The organism is Sphingorhabdus sp. YGSMI21 (genome assembly GCF_002776575.1).
Classification (GTDB): domain Bacteria; phylum Pseudomonadota; class Alphaproteobacteria; order Sphingomonadales; family Sphingomonadaceae; genus Parasphingorhabdus.
Genome location: NZ_CP022548.1, coordinates 2,499,602 through 2,517,547, shown reverse-complemented (window position 1 = coordinate 2,517,547; position 17,946 = coordinate 2,499,602). Strand labels below are relative to the sequence as shown.

Annotated in this window: 16 protein-coding genes; 4 read left to right on the top strand and 12 right to left on the bottom strand. The window is 57.7% G+C overall.

All coding sequences use genetic code 11. The annotated features are described in order from the left end of the window. Positions 1-49: 49 nt before the first annotated feature. On the top strand, positions 50-1,579 hold the full coding sequence (locus CHN51_RS12200) for a CpaF family protein (protein ID WP_100094258.1): 1,530 nt from the start codon (positions 50-52) through the stop codon (positions 1,577-1,579). An 8-nt stretch (positions 1,580-1,587) separates the two neighbouring features. Here CHN51_RS12200 and CHN51_RS12195 read toward each other — a convergent pair whose 3' ends face one another. From CHN51_RS12195 to CHN51_RS12160, 8 genes are all read right to left on the bottom strand, one after another. Then, positions 1,588-1,785, bottom strand: a complete 198-nt coding sequence (locus tag CHN51_RS12195) for a hypothetical protein (RefSeq protein WP_100094257.1) — start codon at positions 1,783-1,785, stop codon at positions 1,588-1,590. A 6-nt stretch (positions 1,786-1,791) separates the two neighbouring features. Further along, on the bottom strand, positions 1,792-2,673 hold the full coding sequence (mmsB, locus tag CHN51_RS12190) for a 3-hydroxyisobutyrate dehydrogenase (protein WP_100094256.1): 882 nt from the start codon (positions 2,671-2,673) through the stop codon (positions 1,792-1,794). Further along, positions 2,670-2,939: a hypothetical protein gene (locus CHN51_RS12185; protein WP_100094255.1), complete on the bottom strand. Its 270-nt coding sequence runs from the start codon at positions 2,937-2,939 to the stop codon at positions 2,670-2,672. Before CHN51_RS12185 ends, mmsB begins: the two co-directional genes overlap by 4 nt. After that, a complete protein-coding gene (locus tag CHN51_RS12180; RefSeq protein ID WP_100094254.1) occupies positions 2,924-3,706 on the bottom strand; it encodes an enoyl-CoA hydratase-related protein in 783 nt (260 codons plus the stop codon). Before CHN51_RS12180 ends, CHN51_RS12185 begins: the two co-directional genes overlap by 16 nt. After that, positions 3,703-4,746 carry an enoyl-CoA hydratase/isomerase family protein gene (locus CHN51_RS12175; RefSeq protein ID WP_100094253.1) on the bottom strand — a complete coding sequence of 348 codons (1,044 nt, stop codon included), beginning with the start codon at positions 4,744-4,746 and terminating at the stop codon, positions 3,703-3,705. The genes CHN51_RS12180 and CHN51_RS12175 overlap by 4 nt, the downstream gene beginning before the upstream one ends. 7 nt (positions 4,747-4,753) lie before the next feature. Further along, positions 4,754-5,896, bottom strand: coding sequence for an acyl-CoA dehydrogenase family protein (locus CHN51_RS12170; protein ID WP_100094252.1), 1,143 nt, complete (start codon positions 5,894-5,896; stop codon positions 4,754-4,756). Positions 5,897-6,079: 183 nt separating this feature from the next. Beyond that, the gene (locus CHN51_RS12165; RefSeq protein ID WP_123906312.1) at positions 6,080-7,060 is read right to left on the bottom strand and encodes a polysaccharide deacetylase family protein; all 981 of its coding nucleotides are present in this window, start codon (positions 7,058-7,060) and stop codon (positions 6,080-6,082) included. Positions 7,061-7,189: 129 nt separating this feature from the next. After that, positions 7,190-8,692 (bottom strand): CoA-acylating methylmalonate-semialdehyde dehydrogenase, encoded by a 1,503-nt coding sequence (locus CHN51_RS12160; protein WP_100094250.1) that lies wholly within the window; start codon positions 8,690-8,692, stop codon positions 7,190-7,192. Positions 8,693-8,782: 90 nt separating this feature from the next. On the opposite strand from CHN51_RS12160, the gene CHN51_RS12155 reads away from it, so the two are divergent. Beyond that, complete coding sequence (locus CHN51_RS12155; RefSeq protein ID WP_100094249.1) at positions 8,783-9,706, top strand: DMT family transporter; 924 nt, start codon at positions 8,783-8,785, stop codon at positions 9,704-9,706. Between the two features lie 25 nt (positions 9,707-9,731). Then, on the top strand, positions 9,732-11,471 hold the full coding sequence (locus CHN51_RS12150) for an amidohydrolase family protein (RefSeq protein ID WP_100094248.1): 1,740 nt from the start codon (positions 9,732-9,734) through the stop codon (positions 11,469-11,471). A gap of 701 nt (positions 11,472-12,172) precedes the next feature. Here the strand turns inward: CHN51_RS12150 and CHN51_RS12145 are convergent. After that, complete coding sequence (locus CHN51_RS12145; RefSeq protein ID WP_123906311.1) at positions 12,173-14,932, bottom strand: DEAD/DEAH box helicase family protein; 2,760 nt, start codon at positions 14,930-14,932, stop codon at positions 12,173-12,175. 171 nt (positions 14,933-15,103) lie between these two features. Between CHN51_RS12145 and CHN51_RS12140 the strand changes: the two genes are divergently transcribed. Next, positions 15,104-16,354 carry an adenylate/guanylate cyclase domain-containing protein gene (locus CHN51_RS12140; RefSeq protein WP_100094246.1) on the top strand — a complete coding sequence of 417 codons (1,251 nt, stop codon included), beginning with the start codon at positions 15,104-15,106 and terminating at the stop codon, positions 16,352-16,354. 36 nt (positions 16,355-16,390) lie between these two features. On the opposite strand, the gene CHN51_RS12135 is transcribed toward CHN51_RS12140, so the two are convergent. The 3 genes from CHN51_RS12135 to CHN51_RS12125 are packed head-to-tail and all read right to left on the bottom strand — an operon-like array spanning position 16,391 to position 17,944. Then, positions 16,391-16,666 (bottom strand): metal-sensitive transcriptional regulator, encoded by a 276-nt coding sequence (locus CHN51_RS12135; protein ID WP_100094245.1) that lies wholly within the window; start codon positions 16,664-16,666, stop codon positions 16,391-16,393. Between the two features lie 13 nt (positions 16,667-16,679). Continuing rightward, entirely contained in the window at positions 16,680-17,435 is a 756-nt protein-coding gene (locus CHN51_RS12130; protein ID WP_100094244.1) for a glutaredoxin, read from the bottom strand. Beyond that, on the bottom strand, positions 17,432-17,944 hold the full coding sequence (locus CHN51_RS12125; protein ID WP_100094243.1) for a DUF305 domain-containing protein: 513 nt from the start codon (positions 17,942-17,944) through the stop codon (positions 17,432-17,434). Before CHN51_RS12125 ends, CHN51_RS12130 begins: the two co-directional genes overlap by 4 nt. Positions 17,945-17,946 lie beyond the last annotated feature (2 nt).

The following is a 17,946-nucleotide window of genomic DNA, read 5'->3' as shown; positions in this document are numbered from 1 at the left end:
GGAAAGAGGGCCTTGATCGTGTGACATTAGACATATCGGACAGAACAGAATGAGCGCATTTGGCAAGAAAAATGGACTGGGTGGCGGGAAACCGTCCTTTGGCGTAGCGAAGCCAATGACCGGCGGCGGCAAGAAAACCGCCGATTCTGAAAATCGCGATGACAATCTGGGTGGCAACCAGTTTCCGCCGCTCGAATCTGTACCCCTGATCGACGAAGAAACGCCATCCTCGCCTCCTTCTTCACAAAGCGAAGCGATGGCCCGACTGTCCGAACGGTCCCAACCTCTGGCTGAAGATACAGACAAGGAAGAGGGCTTCGGCGCCTCGGTCCACAAGATCAAGGAACAGGTGCTCCCGCGCCTGCTCGAGCGCGTCGACCCGGAAGCCGCCGCGACCCTGAACAAGGAAGAACTGACCGAAGAATTCCGCCCGATCATCATGGAAGTGCTGACCGAGCTCAAGCTGACACTGAATCGGCGCGAACAATTTGCGCTGGAAAAAGTTCTGGTCGACGAGCTGCTCGGCTTTGGACCGCTCGAAGAGCTGCTGAGCAATCCGGATATTTCCGATATCATGGTCAATGGTCCGGAACAGACCTATATCGAAATCAAGGGCAAGCTGGAAATCGCACCGATCCAGTTCCGTGACGAGGAACATCTGTTCCAGATCGCCCAGCGGATCGTCAACCAGGTCGGCCGCCGCGTCGACCAGACCACACCACTTGCCGATGCCCGTCTGAAGGACGGTTCACGTGTGAACGTGATCGTACCGCCGCTGAGCCTCAAGGGCACCGCGATCTCGATTCGTAAATTCTCCGAAAAACCGATCACCCTCGACATGATGAAAGGCTTCGGATCCATGTCCGACGACATGTGTACGGCGCTGAAGATTGCCGGCGCCTGTCGCTTCAACGTCGTTATCTCGGGCGGTACCGGTTCGGGTAAGACGACCATGCTCAACGCCATGTCGAAGATGATCGATCCCGGCGAGCGCGTGCTGACGATCGAGGATGCCGCCGAACTTCGTCTGCAACAGCCACACTGGCTGCCGCTGGAAACCCGTCCGCCGAACCTCGAGGGCGAAGGCGCTATCACGATTGGCGATCTGGTGAAGAACGCCCTGCGTATGCGTCCCGACCGGATCATTCTTGGTGAGATTCGTGGTGCGGAATGTTTCGATTTGCTCGCCGCCATGAACACCGGCCATGACGGCTCCATGTGTACGCTTCACGCCAACAGCCCGAGAGAATGTCTCGGTCGTATGGAGAATATGATCCTGATGGGCGACATCAAGATTCCGAAGGAAGCCATTTCCCGCCAGATCGCCGAATCGGTCGATCTGATCGTGCAGGTAAAGCGTCTGCGTGACGGTTCACGCCGCACCACCAATATCACCGAGGTGATCGGGATGGAGGGCGACGTCATCGTCACCCAGGAATTGTTCAAATATCAATATATCGACGAGGATGCCGACGGAAAGATCATCGGTGAATATCAGTCTGCCGGTCTGCGCCCCTATACGCTCGATAAAGCACGGCAATATGGCTTTGATCAACCGCTGCTGGAAGCCTGCCTCTAGTCAGCCGCTCACTCGGTCGAGAGTATTCCCAGTCCGAAGGCAATCGAGATGCCGAAGGTCAGCAACGCCAGAGCGGTGATGGTTGACCACGGCATGAAGCCGACATCTTCAATATCACGACGATTGCTGCGCCGCCGGTTGCCGATCTCCGAGATCAGGGCAACCGTACCCGACAGCCCGCAGATCATCATCCACAGCGGCGGCATATATGCTTAGCCTTTGTCTATCATATTGATGATGCCCGAGAAATCCTTACCACCCTGCCCCTGTTCCTCGGCATATTTCTCGTAGAGTTTCGCGGCTTCTGCGCCCATTGGCACATCCGCGCCGGCGCTTTGTGCCGCTTCCATCGCCAGACGCAAATCCTTGAGCATCAGCGCAGCCGCGAAGCCACCTTCATAGCCATTGTCGGCCGGGCTCTGCGGTCCAACGCCAGGTACCGGGCAATAGCTGGTCATCGACCAGTTTTGACCTGAAGCCTTGGAAGAAATATCATAGAAATTCTGCAGATCGAGGCCGAGCTTCTCAGCCATCTTGAACGTCTCGCAAGTCGCGATCATCGACGCGCCGAGCAACATATTGTTGCAGATTTTCGCCGCCTGTCCGGCACCATTGCCGCCGGCGTGGATCACCGCCTTGCCCATATCGGACAGGATCGGTTCGGCCCGCTTGAAACCTTCGTCGCTGCCGCCGACCATGAAGGTGAGCGTGCCGCCATTGGCCGCTGCGATCCCGCCGGACACCGGAGCGTCCACGGGCACAAGGCCTTTGGCTTCCGCCATCGTGGCAACGTCCCGCGCGCTGTCGACGTCGATGGTGGAGCAATCGATCACCAAAGTGCCGGGATTGGCGTTGATGATGATTTCATATTCATAGACCTTGCGGACATGGGTGCCGGCCGGGAGCATGGTCACGACGGCTTCCATATTCTGGACCGCCTGAGCAGCATCGCTGACCGGATGACAACCGGACTCGCCCGCCTTTGCCAGCGCTTCCCCGGACAGATCAAAGGCGTGGACCTCATGCCCCGCTTTTGCGAGATTGGCAGCCATGCCGCCGCCCATATTGCCAAGGCCGATAAATCCGATTTTCATAAAACACCTGCTTCTTCCAAAAGTCCGTAAATACTGACGCTCACCAAAAGCGTCGCGAAAATAAAAGCCATCACCATTTGAAAATAGTGAAGCCAATGGTCCAGTTTCGTCCGGGGCTGCGGCTCCTCGCCAGTCGTTTTCAGTAACGCCGCTTCAAGGATGCTAATTGAGCCTTCATCGCGATAGCGCCATAACCGCAACGCTAACCAGCCGAAAAAGAGGCCCAACGCAAATAATCCAAAGCCAAAGACTACCGCCCCTTCCACTGGCCTTCACGCTTTTCGATAAAGGCAGCCATGCCCTCTTTCTTGTCTTCGGTGGCGGTCAGGATCTGGAAGAGGCGGCGCTCGTGGACCAGGCCCTGTTCGAGATTATTCTCGAACGCCGCATTGACCATTTCCTTGTTCACCTGAATCGCCATTGGCGGCATCGATGCAATGATCGCAGCGGACTTGAGCGCCTCGTCGAGCAATTCGTCATGCGGCACAACGCGGGCCACCAGACCGGAGCGCTCGGCTTCCTCGGCGTCCATCATCCGGCCGGTCAGGCACATGTCCATCGATTTGGCTTTGCCGACCGCGCGGGTCAGACGCTGGGAGCCACCCATTCCGGGAGCCACGCCGAGCTTGATTTCCGGCTGGCCGAATTTCGCCTTGTCGCTGGCAATGATGATATCCGCCATCATCGCCAGTTCACAGCCACCACCCAGAGCGAAACCGTTGACCGCGGCGATCCACGGCTTGCGGGTCGCTTTTACGATATGGCTGGTCCATTTGGCGAAGAAATCCTCCAGATAGAAATCGGCCGCGGACTTGTCGTACATTTCCTTGATGTCGGCACCGGCGGCAAAAGCCTTGTCGCCCGAACCGGTCAGGACGGCGCAATTTTGCGTCTCGTCGGCCTGAAACGCGGCAAAAGCGTCGATCAGTTCGTCCAGCACCTGGCTGTTCAGCGCATTCAGCGACTTGGGACGATTGAGCGTGATCAGGGTGACGGCACCCTTTTTCTCGGTAAGAATTGTTTCGTAAGTCATAGGGGCTTCCATTCTTCATTGGCAGGCAGGGGCGCGAAAATCGCATCAATCCACTCGTCGGTCACTTCCTCTGGCGTCGCCGGATTCCATTTCGGATCATTGTCCTTGTCGACAATCAATGCGCGGACGCCTTCAAGGAAATCATGCATCACCAGCACATGATAGCCGATGCGATATTCGTTGCGCATTTCGTCGGCAAAGCTGTCCATCGCCGCGCCTTCCTTGAGTTGGCGCAGGGCCACCTTGCAGGTCTGCGGGCTTTTGGTGCCGAGCGTATCGCGCTCCTTGGCGGCCCATTCGCTGTCATCGGCTTCGAGCGCCGCCAAAATGTCCTCAAATCTATCGGAGGCGAAAAACTTGTCGATCTTGTCGAGGTTTTTGGCGATCCGGGCTTCGGGAATATTGCCCGACAGCTGCCCCAATATACCCTCGATCCGGTCCGGCTTTTCGGAAATCCGCTGCTTGGCCTCTTCCAGCACGTCCGATTCCAGATAATGGGTCGCGAGGCCGATTTCCTTGCACTCGGCGCCGTCGAGCCGCGCGCCGGTGAGCGCAAGAAACTGGCCCAGCCGTCCGACGAGCCGCGACAGATACCAGCCGCCACCGACATCGGGGAACAGTCCGATACCCGTTTCCGGCATGGCAAAACGCGTATATTCGGTCGCAACGCGATATTTCGCCGGTTGCGAGATGCCGACACCGCCACCCATGGTGATGCCGTTCATGAAGGCGACGATCGGCTTGGGATATTCGAACATCAGATGGTTGAGCTGATATTCCTTGTAGAAAAATTCCCGCCCTTCCTTGCCGTCCTTCATACCGGACGCGCGCAGCATGGCGATGTCGCCGCCGGCGCAGAAGCCCCGGCCCTCGCTATGGTCGATGATCACCGCTTCGACTTCATCATCGTCGCGCCATGCCTGCAGCGCGTCGATCATTCCCAGACACATGTCGAGGTTAAGCGAGTGGATGACTTTGGGCCGGTTCAGGCTGATATGGCCAACCCGCCCGGTTTTCTTGATAATCAGATCTTCTGTCATATTATTCCTATTGCCGCAGCAGTTCACGCGAAACGATCATCCGCATAACCTGGTTGGTACCTTCCAAAATACTGTGTACCCGCAGATCGCGCCAGAAGCGTTCGATCGGATAGTCCTGCAAATAGCCATAGCCGCCAAAAAGTTGCAGCGCATCATTAACAATCTTGCTGCCATTGTCCGTCGCCAGCCGTTTGGCCATGGCCGCGAATTTCGTCTTGTCCGGCGCGCCTTCGGTCACCTTCGCCGCAGCGAGATAAAGCAGCGCCCGCGACGCTTCCAGATCGGTTGCCATATCGGCGAGGGTGAACTGGGTGTTCTGGAAATCGCTGATCGCCTTGCCGAATTGCTTGCGCTCCTTGGTATAGGCGACAGCTTCATCAAGACAGCGCTGGGCGCCACCGAGCGAACAGGCGCCGATGTTCAGCCGTCCGCCATCCAGGCCCGCCATCGCGATGCGAAAGCCCTCGCCCTCATCACCGACGCGGTTTTCGACGGGAACCCGGACATTGTCAAAATTGACCTGGGCGGTGGGTTGCGAGTGCCAGCCAAGCTTCTTCTCCTGCGCGCCAAAGCTGACGCCCTCCATGTCCTTTTCGATGACGAGGCAAGTCACGCCTTTTGCGCCGTCATCGGAGGTGCGCGTCATCGTGACATAGATCTCGTTCTCGCCGCCGCCGGAGATAAACTGTTTCGAGCCGTTGACGATATAATCATCGCCATCGCGCACCGCCTTGGTCTTCAGCGAGGCCGCGTCGGATCCCGCCCCTGCTTCGGTCAGGCAGTAGCTGGCGATTTTTTCCATCGGCACCAGATAAGGCAGATATTTGTCCTTCACCGCCTGAGCACCGAATGTATCGATCATCCAGGCTGCCATATTGTGGATCGAGATGAAAGCGCTGGTCGAGGGGCAGCCATAGGCCATGGCTTCCATGATGATCGCCGATTCCAGCCGCCCAAGCCCGATGCCGCCGGATTCCTCGGAGACATAGATCCCGCCAAAGCCCAGTTCGGCCGCCTGCTTGATCGTGTCGCGCGGGAAGACATGCTTTTCATCCCACTCAGCCGCGTGCGGCGTTATCGCATCAGCGGTGAATTTCTGCGCCATTTCCTGAATGGCAAGCTGGTCTTCGGTCAGGGAAAATTGGGTCATATCTGTTTCTTGTTCGTTGCCACGTCGGCGGCGGTTGATTCTGTGTCCCGCTATACCAGCAATATGTTGCTGTAGGCGATATTTGCAAGGTCGGGACGTCGTGCCACAGGCGATACTGTTGTCGACAGGACGGTAGACCCGAGGATATCACATGGGGAACGGGTTGCTTTCATGCACCGGGGTCTAGTCGCGCAAGACCCGCTCGGCAAATAGCTTTTTTGCTACTTTTTGTTCATTGCGCTCATACCAGCGGTTGCCGATATTGCGCTCGGCGGCCAGCATCTGGGTGCGGGTGCCGTCGGCAAAATCGACATCCGGCTCCATATAGGCGATCGGATCGCGATAGGCCTCGTCGGCGGTGACAATCGTCCAGCCGTCCGCCTTGAGCGCTGCCGCCAGATCATCGACGAACATCGCGGACAGATCGGTTTCGTGCAGCAATATCATCTGCACCGGCGCCCGATCCAGCGTTCGGCGTGCCAGATCATCAGAGAGATTGGCCGATTGCGTATAGGATTCGACGAAGAGGTCTCGCAGAGCGTTCCAGTCCATGATCTTTCCTGCTCTGGCCGCCGAGATCGCCATATTCTCCAGATACCAGTCCGAGGCGTCGACCGTCACATAGCCGTTCATCAACCCGCGCTTTTTCAGACCGGTGCGCACCGCGTCGCGCTTGGCCCGGTTTGTCCTCCCTTCGTCGAGAAACGGGAAGCGGAACCAGGGGCGGTAATTGGGCTTGTCTTTCAGCCAGACTTCCGCCGCATCAATATCAGCGAGAAATGTTTCGACCGAAACCGACGACAGTTTGCTGTGATTGGCCGTGTGGTTCGCGAGAACATGGCCGGCCGCCGCATAAGCCGCGATATCGGCGGCGTCATTGTCATGGGGGGTAATCCGACCGGTGTTGATGAAGAAGGCGGCTTGTTCGATGCCCGCTGTTTTCAGAGCCTCGATCAAAAGCTTCGGGCGCTCGTCCGGTTCCAAGAAAGCGCCCTTGCCGCGCGGCGCATCGTCGAAACTGAAGGCGATGCGCTTGTCGGACATGGCAACCGGCGCGGGCAGCGCCATAGTCTCGCTTGCACCATGGTCCGGACGCCAGAAGGCGAACAGAGCGATCGCCAGCAAGACCGATGGCAATGCCAGCCGAGGCGACAGCGCTAGCAACGCGGCACCGGGATCAATTTCGAGTGGGTAGCCATGATGACCATTTCCGCCCGAAAGACCGGAATTTCCAGCATTTCGGGCGGCTTGTCCTGATTTGGAACTCTGCGGCTTGCAAGCCTTACCGAGCGTTTACCCCATGGTCGGAATGACAAAGGCATCCTTGTTGCCGCCGTCGGCTGTGCCGTCGGGCCAGCGCTGGGTGATGGTCTTGACCTTGGTCCAGAATTTCACGCCTTCCATGCCGTGCTGGTTGGTGTCGCCGAAGGCGCTACGCTTCCAGCCGCCAAAGCTGTGATAGGCGACCGGTACAGGAATCGGTACGTTGATGCCGACCATGCCGACATTGACGCGGCTGGCAAATTCGCGGGCCGCATGGCCGTTGCGGGTGAAGATCGCGACGCCATTGCCATATTGATGGTGGCTCGGCAGCGCGAGCGCTTCCTCGAAATTCTTGGCGCGGACGATCTGCAGCACGGGGCCGAAAATCTCTTCCTTGTAGCTTTCCATCTCCGGTTTGACATGGTCAAACAGGGATGGCCCGATGAAGCAGCCGTCCTCATGGCCCTGCAGCGAGAAGCCGCGGCCGTCGACAACCAGTTCCGCACCTTCGTCGACCCCGGTCTGGATCCAGTTTTCGACCCGCTGCTTGTGCGCCGGATTGACGACGGGACCATAATGGGCTTCCTCGTCGGTCGAAATGCCGACCCGAAGCGCTTCCATCGCCGGAATCATTTTCTCGCGCAGACGGTCTGCGGTGTCTTCGCCCACCGGTACAACCACAGGCAGCGCCATGCAGCGTTCGCCGGCCGATCCGAAAGCCGCGCCCGACAGATCGTTGACGACCTGGTCAAGATCGGCATCGGGAAGAACAATACCATGGTTTTTCGCGCCACCCATGGCCTGCACCCGCTTGCCGGCAGCGACACCGCGCTGATAGACGTAATGGGCGATATCGGAGGAACCGACGAAGCTGATGCCGCCAATGGCAGGATGATCAAGAATGGCATCGACCATTTCCTTGTCACCATGCAGACATTGCAAAATGCCTTCGGGGAGACCCGCTTCGAGCATCAGTTCGGTCAGCCGCACCGGCACCGAAGGATCGCGTTCGGATGGTTTCAGGATGAAGGCATTGCCGGTCGCGATCGCCGGGCCGAACATCCACATCGGGATCATCGCCGGGAAGTTGAACGGGGTGATGCCGGCGCCGATGCCAATCGGCTGGCGCATCGAGTAGACGTCAATGCCGGGGCCTGCACCCTGGGTATATTCGCCCTTCAAAACGTGCGGAATACCGCAGCAGAATTCGATCACTTCCAGGCCGCGCTGGATATCGCCCTTGGAATCCGCGATTACCTTGCCATGTTCGATCGATAGCATATGGGCGAGCTCGTCCATATTGGCCTCGACCAGTTCCTTGAACTTGAACATCACCCGTGCGCGCCGCTGCGGGTTGGTGGCCGCCCAGGCCGGTTGAGCCGCGAGCGCCGCCTCCACCGCCTTGTCGAGCACCGCCGCATCGCCGAGATCGACCTTGCCCTGGATACCGCCATTATTGGGATCGAAAATATCGCTCTGGCGGGCCGCTGCTGCGGTTCCTCCGGAAGCCAAGACATGGGTAACAGTGCGCATTGAAAGACTCCTGATTGCTTTTGCGGGCTATATGCTATTTACCGGACCAATGCACAACCGCTCTTTCCCTATCTTTTGTGGCAATATTGCATGAGCAATGACGGTGCCGCCGGACAGAACCGGCCGATGGCAGGAATTCTCACGCGTCTGGCCGCGATGCTCTCGCTTGCGGTCATGTTCGCCTTCGTCAAACTGGCCGGCGAACAGGGCGTGCATGTCACCGAAAGCCTGTTTTACCGCCAGCTGATCGCCATGCCGCTGATCTGCTTTCTGATCATGCGGAGCCGGGAGGGCTGGCCGTCGATCGTCTCGAACAAGCACAAGCTCCATATCCTGCGCTCGGCTCTCGGCATTTTCGCAATGGGTCTAAACTTCTGGGCGATGACCCTGCTGCCCCTCGCCGACGCCACGACGATCAGCTTCACCGTGCCCATTTTCGCGACCCTGTTCGCCGCGATGTTCCTGCGGGAAAAGGTGGGCATCAGGCGCTGGTCGGCGATCCTGATCGGCTTTGTCGGTGTGCTGATCGTGGTCCAGCCGGGCGGATCGCTGATCCCCGCCTTCGGCGCAGCGGTGGCGCTTGGCGGCGCGCTGGTCACGGCGGCGGTCACCATGGTCATCCGCATGCTCGGCCGCACAGAGACCAGCGTCGTCACAATCTTCTGGTTCTCGGTCTACACCCTGCCCGCGCTCACCGTCTGCGCCTTCATCTACGGCGGCGGCCATGACGCCAAGACCTGGGGCTATTTGCTCGGCATCGGCATATTCGGCGCACTGGGGCAGCTGTGCATCACCCAGTCGCTGCGCTACGCGCCGGTCTCGACGATTGTGCCGATGGACTATAGCGCGCTGATCTGGGCAAGCTTCTTCGGCATCGTCATCTTCGACCAATATCCCGGCCTGTCGATCTGGCTCGGCGCACCGGTTATCATCGGCTCGGGCCTGTTCATCGCCTGGCGCGAACATGTCAAGGCGAGCAAGCTGACGGTTGCCAAGGCAGCGCCGAGCGCATAATCACTCCCGCAACAGGGAGAGAGACATGCTGAAATTCATATCGTCCATCGGGGCCGCGCTGGCGCTGCTGTTGGCCAGTGGCGCGCAGGCCGAAGAGGCCCCCGCTACCCTCCCCTATCCCGAAGTGACGGTGTTCGAAGCCGCCAAGATCATCACCATGGAGCCGGGCTATCCCGAGGCCCGCTATGTCGCCACCGCTGACGGCATCATCCTCGGGCTTGGCCAGACATTGGAAGATCTGGAAGCATGGACGAGGGACCGGGAGGTCACCGTCGACCGGCAGTTTGCCAGGCAGATCCTGATGCCCGGCTTCATCGAGCCGCATGTCCATCCGATGCAGACGATCATGATGCTGCCGATGCCGTTCATCAGTCCCGAGGAGTGGAAGCTCCCCGGCAAGACCTATCCGGCGGCCCGCGGCAAGGCGCAATATGAAGAGCGGCTGCGCGCGGAATTGGCCAAGAGCGACGACGCCCTGTTCATCACCTGGGGCCATCACAAGCTGTTCCACGGCGACATGGACCGCGCCGAACTCGACCGCATCGCGCCCGACCGGCCGGTGGTGATCTGGCAGCGCAGCTTCCACGAGATCATCGCCAACAGCAAGGCGCTGACCCTGCTCGGCATCGGCGACGAAGCGGCGTTCACCGCCGCGTTCAGCAAGCCCAATATTGACCCCGGCCATGCCGACTATGCCAGCGGCATCATCCACGAAACCGCCTTGTTCAACGGCATCGAAATGCTCCGCCCCTATCTCTTCTCGCCCGCCAAGGTGCAGCAGGGTCTGGCCGACATGCGCCAGATGATGCTGGAAAATGGCGTCACCACGAGCGCCGATCTGGCATTTGGTGGCTTTGGCGGACCGGCGATGGAGTCGGCTCTGTTCAAGAGCCTCTACGATCAGCCGACCACGCCTTCGCGAATTCTCGCCATCCCCGTTGCGCCGCTGGTGACCGGCGATCCCAATGTCTGGCTCAAGGATATGAAAGCCAGATATGACAGCCCCAAATTCTTCTTCTCCAACCGGGTGAAGCTGTTCGCCGACGGCGCCTTTTTCGCCCAATATATGCAGATGAACCCGCCCGGCTACAGCGACGGCCACGAGGGCAAGTGGCTGACCGAACCGGAAGAGTTGCTCAAGCAGACCGAGCGTTTCTGGGACGCCGGCTGGAACCTGCACACCCATGTCAACGGCGATCGTGGCCTCGATGTGGTGCTCGACATCACCGAAAAGCTCGCCCTGCGCAACGGCCAGCATATCATCATGGAGCATCTCGGCTATTCGACCGAGGCGCAGAACCGGAGGATCGGCGAGATGGGCCTCTATGTCTCCGCCCAGCCCAATTATATCCGCATCCTCGGCGATGCCTATGCGAAGACCGGCATGGGCCCCGACCGTGCCGCGCAGATGAGCCGGCTCGGTTCACTCGAGCGCAAGGGCGTGCCGCTCGGCCTGCACAGCGACTTCAACATGGCGCCGATCGACCCGCTCTATCTCGCCTGGGTGGCGAGCAACCGGATCACCCTCGACGGCAATGTGAAAGCACCGAAGGAGCGGCTCTCGCTCGACAAGGCGCTGCGCGCAATCACCGTCGAGGCGGCGCAGGTGATTGGCCTCGATGCGATGGTCGGCAGTATCGCCACCGGCAAGAAAGCCGATTTCACTGTGCTCGACCGCGATCCCTATGCCGGCGGCGCGGCGAAGCTGCAGGAGGTCGGGATCAAGGGCGTGATATTCGAGGGGCGCTGGTTCCCGGCGGAATAGTCCGTCTGCAAACACCATTCGCACTGAGCCTGTCGAAGGGCTTTTTGCGAGCAAGCTGGACAGCATCGTCATCCTGAACTTGTTTCAGGATGACGGGTGCCCCCCTGATCCGTTCGTGTCGAGCGTAGTCGAGACACATCGCGCAAGGCTTCTCGACTACGCTCGAAGCGAACGGATTTTTGCCCTCAGCGATCCCAAAGTTTGTCAAACTTGGGGCCAGGAACGGTTTCTCACCACCGGCATCGCGAGCCATCATTCTCGCACAAAGCCACAAAGTCACAAAGACTTGGTACGCATTTCTAACCCCCTTTGTGGCTTCGTGTCTTCGTGCGAGCCCATCAAGGAAACCCCGTTCGCCCTGAGCCTGTCGAAGGATGCGATGGCCACGCGAACCCACTAGCGCGCCACAATTAAACTTTACACAAACACACCCATTTGTTTTCCGCGACCTTTACCCTGAAGTCGCAGTTTTCCGGTCTTTTCTCTCTGCCACCATAGCGGCGAGTGTGACCTTTCAAACGCGGCGGACAATCGAGTGCGATCGTTTCAGTTGGGCGAGCGCTATCGCCGACATCTTTTCCAGATTTTCAAAGAGCCAAAGTGAAGATAAGCGATGGGGCCCGGTGTAGGAAAGACCATAAAAAATTGGCAAGCCCTATCCTGGGCAGCGTCGCTCGAAAGCAGTTCTCCCCAGCCCTGCCCTATCTCCACTGCGATCTTCGATCTACCAACCGCTGAAAGCCCGCAGCCATCGAACTGGCTCTTGCGCGCAAAAGAAGCTTTCGACCTTGCATTTGCCGGGTGAAGACTTTCTTCACCGGCCCAATCTGCCTGTTCCAGCACTCGGTAAAATATTCTGCGTCGTCTTTGTGAGTCCCCAATATCGTCGGCACAGCATGATAGTCGGTACGATTAATCCAGCCCAGCAGAGTTTTCCTGACAAGAATGTAGCGAGGATTCCCTATCGGACCCAATATTTCGGACAAAGCATCGAGGAATATTCGTTCCTCCGCACGCGAAGCGCCGTGAAGAATGATATTGTGGTGGCCGCGAATGCTGGGTTCGATCTCAACGGTATAGATGCTCGGATGACTTCTGAGTGCGGATACATGATGCAAAGCCTGCAGCAACACATCACAGACCTGTTGCAGGCTTTTTTCGAGTGTTCCATTTTTGACGAATAGACGGATGGATACAAATAGTTTGGGCATGGAATAAACCAGAGTCAGGCCGCTCAGGACAAGGAGCAATGTAGCAATTTCCCGGACTGACTGAAACTGCCGCAATGCGGCGGCAGCAGCAATGAACCCGCCTGTTACAGCGTTTATTGAGAGGAATTGAAGTGTTTGATCATAGGAACCGCCGCGGGGTGCATAATTGACTTCGGCAATCTTGTGCACATGCGACCTTTGCTGTGAATCGCCTAAAGAAGCTGTCCATTTTCTTGCAATTTGCTGGCGCCGACTGGCGACCTGGAACATATATTCGTTGTTGCTCGAGATTTTATCTCCCCGACCATGATTTGCAGATATACCAAGCCGATCGATACCGTTGCTGATATGGTCTGACGTCCCGTTAGAAATGCCTTCGAACATTTGAAATCGCTGGGATAGCAAGCGCATGTCACTACCCAGTGTCGGCAGATCAACTGCATTGAACCCAACGGCAGCATTCCAGATAAAACGTGATGTCGAGGTCGGCCATAGTCCGCCAACCTGCGGTTCTACCGTCGCCAGATGCCATATATTGGCAACCTTTTCCCGGTCGGCTCGATCAATGCGAATAGCGCGCCCCCGCATCTGGTTGGAGAGCATATAGGAACCGACATTGCTTGCCAGAACGAGCGTGTTGATGGTGGGCGCATCCCAGCCCTCTCCTAGCAATGCCTGCGTGCCGACAAGAATACGGATTTCGCCCAGATTGAATAGATGCGTGATCAATCGGACAGTTTTTTGATTACCACTGCCTGCTAGTTGCAGCTGACTATAGCCGGGGCACCCATCAAGCGTTCTGATCTTAATCTCTTTTCCAGGGATATGCGCCGCTTTCGCAGCTTCGGACAAGCTGGATCGCGCCGTGTCCGGAATGATCACAAGCGTTCCGGTGAGAACAGCAATCCGGGATTCCTGGAGTTTCGCTCGACGCAATGTCTCGAATATCGGGACAACGCCCAGCTTTGCGGGCGTGAATGGCTGATCCTCTTTCCGTGGCAAATCTGATGCTCTGACGTGATCAGTCAAAACCACCATTCGCAGCTTGTCAGCAAGGTTTTGCTGCTCTGCTTTGGCAATTTCAATGATAGAATCCAACTTGGCCAAGCTGCCTGCAACCGCCTTGATGACGGCTCGACTCTCGAGCAGCTTAACCCGATTGCCTTCAACAAGCCCCAGTTTGCGCAACCGTCTTTCAATCAGCTTTCTTGCTTCTCCGACTTTGCCCAACAGATCACTTTGGTCAAACAGAAGGCCATTCAAGAAAATCTGTAGCCAGAATGGCGTAAGAAGCGGAATATTCTCCTTCTTTATGCCCAGCAGTTCCAGCGGCTTTCTCGGTAGTTCAAACTCGGCCGCCGCCATCATTATCAACATAGATGATAGAAACTCGGGATGATCCAATATCTCTTCTTCATGAAATTCAGGATCGGTCATCCATGAGTGTGAGGCGAGTGCCGGAACGACTTCCCCATCGGAAAGCAGGTCAGATATCAAATCGGCTATACCTCGCCGTCGTTCCTGCAAAAGATCCATTTCGCTTTGTTGCGGCAGCGAGAAATGTACAAAATCCTGATGCGGACAGAGGTCGCCGTTGCGGACCAGTTCCGGAACTGAAATTTCGGCATCGACAACGCCACACAGATTGTCGTATCGCGACCACTCGGCGTAGCTCGCATCATAGGGAGGTGTGGCGGTCAATGCTACCAACGTCGCATTGGGAAGGGCTGCAACCAAGGCATCAAGCGCTCGCCACCACTCGCGGCGAAGATGATGTGCCTCATCGACGATGATGGTTATCCCTGCATTGGCTTTTAACAATGTTATCAACCGCTCGAATTCCGGGCGACTGCGTTTTTCGCCTTCGCCCTGGCTTTCTATTTTCCAGAGCGCATGCAGTGCCTGATAGGTAACACTGGTTATAATCCGCGGATTTTTAAGATCATATGACAGGTTATCATGATCGGTCTCTAGTTGAGGTAGGAACAGCTCGAGCAGCCGTTCGGACCATTGATTCCGTATCGTCAAAGTTGGTGAAAGGATAAGTCCCGGCTGTGCCAGTTCACGCATGACCTCCAACCCGAGCACGGTTTTCCCCGAACCCGGGGCAGCGATGATGTGCAGCTTTCTGTCTTCCAAATGCTCCTGAAGCTCATCCAGAACGCGTTTTTGATAGTCACGCCATTGGCCCTGAAACTGCATGAGAGTTAGCATGTCGTTACTGATCTTTGATACGGGTACCAGGGTCAATCAATTTCCCTTCTCCGAGCCCCGTTTGTCAGCCCCCCGCCACAACAATTCATCCAAAAAAACCTCTAGTTAATAGTCGCACCCTACAACCCTGTGATAGAAGGGCCGGATTACAGCATTCGCGCCGCACGGTTTTCCGGCCAGCGACCGTTTCATCCGGGGGGATATATAATGGCATTTATCAATCATTTTGCCGAGGCCGATGACGAGCGGGCATATGTGCAGGACGAGCGCGCGTCGCGGCTCAAGGCGACGCGGGCGATCATCATTCTCGGGCCGCTGATCTTCCTCGGCTTCTTCATGCTGACCCCGGTTTTCTCGTCGAACGAGGCCTTTGCGACCTTCAATATCACCACGGTGGCGATCGTCGGCTTTTTTGCGCTGGCGATTTTTGCAACGACCAACCGCCATTATATCGAATGGCGCTGGCTCGACATGTTGCCCTTCATTGCCATGACCATCGCCGCGGCTGTGCTGATGGCGGTATTGTTGCGCACCACCGCCGCCAATGATCTGGATATCACCAAGATTTCCGTGGTCTTCTTCGGCCTGATCTATTTCATCGCCAGCGTCGCCTTTGTCGCCAATGTGAAGCTGTTCCTGGTCTGGGCGATCGCTACGCTGGGCGTGTTCGTCGTCTATATGGACATCCACGGTATCGACGTCGACGAAATGTATCACACCATCGTCAACATCAGCTTCTTCCTGCTGTTTGCGATCTTCACCAACTGGGAAGCCGATCGCCGGGCGCGGGCGATGTATGTGGCGCGGCTGGAGCTCAACCGGGAGCGCAAGAAGACCGAGAAGCTGCTCTACAATGTCCTGCCGCAAGCGGTCGCCAAGCGGCTGCGCGCCGGCGAAGTGGTGGCCGATTCCTTTTCCGATATCTCGGTGGTTTTCATCGATATTGTCGGTTTCTCGAAACTCTCCAAACAGCTGTCGCCGGGCCATCTGGTCGAGCAGCTGAACGGCTTTTTCCTGATCGCCGACCAATGCGCCAGCCGCTATGGTATCGAGAAAGTGAAAACCATTGGCGATTGCTATCTCGCGGTATCGGGCGGCACCGCGTCGACCGGACCCGGCGCGAAAGATGCAGTCAGCTTTGCCAAGGACGTGATCGCAGAAATGCAGAGCCGCGCGACAGCAAGCGGGATCGATATCCAGCTGCGGGTCGGCATCCATAGCGGCCCTGTGGTCGGCGGCGTCGTCGGCACCAGCCGGCTGGCCTATGATTATTGGGGCGACACGATGAATATCGCCAGCCGGATCGAGGGTGCGGCGGAGCCGAACGGGATTGCCGTGTCCGCCGCCACTTATTATCAATGTACCGGCGCGCATGAATTTGATCCGCCCGAGACCATCGCGCTGAAAGGCGTCGGGGATACCGTAATCTACCGGACCAAGCCGGCTCTAGCGGATTGATCCGACAAGCCGGCGTGGCGCGTCCTGGCCCGGCTGCTAGCGCTTCATCTTCTCGAACAGGTCGACCAGCTCGTCGAATTTCTCGCGCTGTTCTTCGGGGTCGCCGGTGGCAATCGCCTCGCTGACGCAGCAGGCGGCGTGATCCTTGAGGATCTGGCTCTCGACCTTGGCTAGCGCCGATTTCACCGCCTGCATCTGGTGGAGGATATCCATGCAATAGCGGTCTTCCTCGACCATTTTCGCGATGCCGCGCACCTGCCCCTCGATGCGCTTCAGCCGGTTGAGTTTCGCGCTGATATTGTCTTTTGTCATGATCCCGTCCTTATCACGCGGCCAACAGCTTGTAACTCATCCACAGCGCCATGCCGATCATGAAAATATTCTCGGTCAGCGAGATGAAGCCGAGCGGCACATTGCTGTCGCCGCCGACGCAGGCACATTTAAGCTCGCGCTTCTGGATATAGACGGCGTAGAAGACCGAGACCGCGCCGATCGTACCGATGAACAAGGCCACCGGAATAGCCAGCCACATCGCGACGCCGGCAATCATCAGCACACCGGCCAGCCCCTCGCCGAACGGGTAGAGATAGGAATAGCGGACCCAGCGCTTGGCGAGCAGATCATAGTTGAGGAACATGGTCGAGAAACTCTCGATATCGCGCAGCTTCAGATAGGCGAGACCGCACATCGAAAAAGCGACGAACCATTCGGCGGTCAATATCGAGAACCAGGCACCGGTGGCGACAAAGGCCGCGGCCAGCGCCATCAGGAAAGTCATCGTGAACAGGGCGATGACCGGCTGGTAGCTGGTATCGCTGCGCTCGTCCTTCGGCTTGTCCTTGCCAAGAGCGACCCGCAGTTCGTCATAGCCGCCGATCCGCTTCCCATCGATGAAGGTCTGCGGCGTCGTTTCCACATCATGCTCCGCCTTGAACGCATCGGTCTCCGCCCGCGTGGTCAGATGATGATCCTCGACCGTGAAGCCCTGCCGCTCCAGCAGGTCTTTCGATTTCAGCCCATAGGGACAGACATGCTGCTCCATCACCATGCGGTAGAGTTTTGCGGTTTTGATATTGCTCATAATTCACCCTCGAAATCCGGCACCGGCCGTGCGGTGGCATCGGCTTCGGTCACGGCCTTGCCGTTGGCCCGGATATCCTCGATCAGCCATTGCATCTCCCTGATCTCGCGGCGCTGGGCCTTGATGATATTGTCGGCCAGATCCCGCACGCGCCGGTCCTCGATATGGGCGCGCTCGCTGGTCAGGATGGCGATGCTGTGATGGGGGATCATGGCTTTCTGCCAGGCCAGATCGGAGATCGTGTCCTGCGACCGGACCAGATAGAGCGAGCCGGCGAACAGCAGGGCAGCCCCGCCGAGGATCAGCGCGTTCTTCCGTCTGTCATCGTACATGCCGAGCATGAACAGCAGCATGACGATGGCCATGGCCCCGCCCATATAGAGCGCCATCCAGGTCCGCGTTTCACTGAACTGGACATGGTCGAGCGCGTAGGTGTTGAGATACATCAGGCCGAACATCACCAGCGTCGAGGTGGCGATCATCACGATAAATCTTGTATATTTTGACATCG